This window comes from Mesorhizobium sp. M1E.F.Ca.ET.063.01.1.1, from assembly GCF_003998155.1.
Lineage (GTDB): Bacteria > Pseudomonadota > Alphaproteobacteria > Rhizobiales > Rhizobiaceae > Mesorhizobium.
The window spans coordinates 1-1862 of the sequence record NZ_RZSC01000981.1 but is presented as its reverse complement, the minus strand read 5'-3'; the positions used below and the strand labels follow the sequence as shown (position 1 = coordinate 1862).

2 protein-coding genes and 2 pseudogenes are annotated in these 1862 nt (G+C 65.4%); all 4 read left to right on the top strand.

Annotated elements, in window-relative coordinates; translation table 11 throughout:
- Window positions 1-675 (top strand): annotated as a pseudogene (gene fliI, locus EOA29_RS35060) (flagellum-specific ATP synthase FliI); the annotation flags it as partial.
- On the top strand, window positions 656-1312 hold the full coding sequence (locus EOA29_RS35055; RefSeq protein WP_126092199.1) for a hypothetical protein: 657 nt from the start codon (window positions 656-658) through the stop codon (window positions 1310-1312). The pseudogene fliI and the gene EOA29_RS35055, both read left to right, overlap by 20 nt.
- Window positions 1313-1400: 88 nt before the next feature.
- The gene (flgB, locus tag EOA29_RS35050; protein WP_126092198.1) at window positions 1401-1781 is read left to right on the top strand and encodes a flagellar basal body rod protein FlgB; all 381 of its coding nucleotides are present in this window, start codon (window positions 1401-1403) and stop codon (window positions 1779-1781) included.
- 2 nt (window positions 1782-1783) lie between these two features.
- Window positions 1784-1862 (top strand): annotated as a pseudogene (gene flgC / locus EOA29_RS43485) (flagellar basal body rod protein FlgC); the annotation flags it as partial.

The window sequence follows — 1862 nt, the reverse complement described above, 5'->3', positions numbered from 1 at the left end:
AGTGACGAGAGCGCCATGATGCGGCGACGCGCGCCCGACACCGCCATGTGCGTGGCAGAGCATTTCCGCGACCAGGGCCATCGCGTGCTGCTGGTGCTGGATTCGATCACCCGCTTCGCCCACGCGCTGCGCGAGGTGGCGACGGGAACCGGCGAGCCGCCGGTCGCGCGCGGCTACCCGGCCTCGGTCTTCACCGATTTGCCCAAGCTGCTCGAGCGCGCGGGACCAGGCGCAGAGGGCAAAGGTTCGATCACCGCCATCATCTCGGTGCTTGTCGACGGCGACGATCATAACGACCCGGTGGCCGATTCGGTGCGCGGCATCCTCGACGGCCATGTCGTCCTCGACCGCGCGATCGCCGAGCAGGGACGCTACCCACCGGTAAATCCGCTGTCGTCGATCTCGCGTCTCGCCGACAAGGCCTGGAGCGCGGAGCAGCGCCTGCTGGTGACCAGGTTGAAGTCGATGATCGCGCGTTTCGAGGATACGCGCGATATCCGCCTGCTTGGCGCCTACCAGGGCGGCGCCGATGCCGAGCTCGACATCGCCGTGCGCCAGGTGCCGCTGATCTACGAGGCGCTCACGCAGTCGCCGAGGGATCGCGCTTCGGCCGATCCGTTCGCCGACCTCGCCCGCCATCTCAAGGGGAAGCAGAATGGCGATCAAGGAGACTGATCTGCAGCAAACCGAGCGTCTGCTGCGCGAGATGATTGCCGAGGCCAAGGCCACCGAGGAGGCCGAGGCCAGCCGCGACTTGGCTATCAACGGTCTGTTTCCGAAGGTGGAATGGCCGCAGCCGCCGCGGGCCGAATTTCCGCGCCTGGCCGACAGGAAAGCGGACCGGCGCAGCGATTTCGTCGTCGCCGCGCTCGGCATCACGCTCGGGCTGATCTGCGCGCTGTTTCCCTGGTACATCTTCTTCAACCAGGAGCAATTCGGCGTGCAGGCCATCAAGTTCGGTGGCAGCGGCAGCAATTCCGGACGCGAGGGCGGTGGCGTCGCGGCCGAACGCAGCGCATCGCTGACGGCCAAGGACGTTCCCAATGCCGATATCGACCTGCTTGCCACCGGAACGGTGCAGGACGAACCCCCGCCGGCGCCCGGCGATCAGCCCTTCCCGGCCGCCGTGTCGGAGTTCAAGGTTGTGCATGTCGCCAATGGCCGCGCCATGATCGAGGACGATACCGGCCTGTGGATCGTCCAGCGCGGCTCGGTCCTGCCCGATTCCAGCCGCGTCGCCTCGATCGAACAGCGCGGCGGCAAATGGGTGATCGTCACGGACGCAAACAAGGTGGTCGAGCTTTCCAGGTGATGGCGCTGTAACGGACTTCGGGCCTATCCGCGCAAGGTCCGCGCAAGACTGACGGCCTAGTCTTGTGCCTACTCGCCCGGAGAGTCCCATGGAACCCGTCAACCTTTTTGATCTCGCCACCCGGCAGTCGCAATGGCTGGCCGTGCGCCAGTCCGCGATCGCCTCCAACATCGCCAATGCCAACACGCCGGGCTACACGGCAAATGACGTCGAGCCGTTCGAAAAGGTTCTCGACCGGACCGCGGTGACATTGAAGGCCACCGAAGCAGGCCATCTTGGCGCCGAGACGACGAATGCCGGCTTCAATGTCAAGCCGCAGGAAGCCACCGGCTCGATCATGCCGTCGAAGAACACCGTCGTTCTCGAAGACGAGTTGATGAAGGCTGGCGAAGTGCGCCGCTCCTTCGAGCTCAACACGGCGATCGTCAAAGCCTTCCATTCGATGATGACGATGGTGGTGAAGAGCTGACCATGGACGCGCTGACCGCAGCCCTCAAAGTCGCATCATCAGGCCTTGGCGCCCAGTCGGAGCGCCTGCGCGTGGTGTCGG

Excerpts from the sequence above, each read along its gene's own strand:
- flgB (WP_126092198.1), top strand. The coding sequence starts at position 1,401 with ATGGAACCCGTCAACCTTTTTGATCTCGCCACCCGGCAGTCGCAATGG.
- EOA29_RS35055 (WP_126092199.1), top strand. The coding sequence starts at position 656 with ATGGCGATCAAGGAGACTGATCTGCAGCAAACCGAGCGTCTGCTGCGC.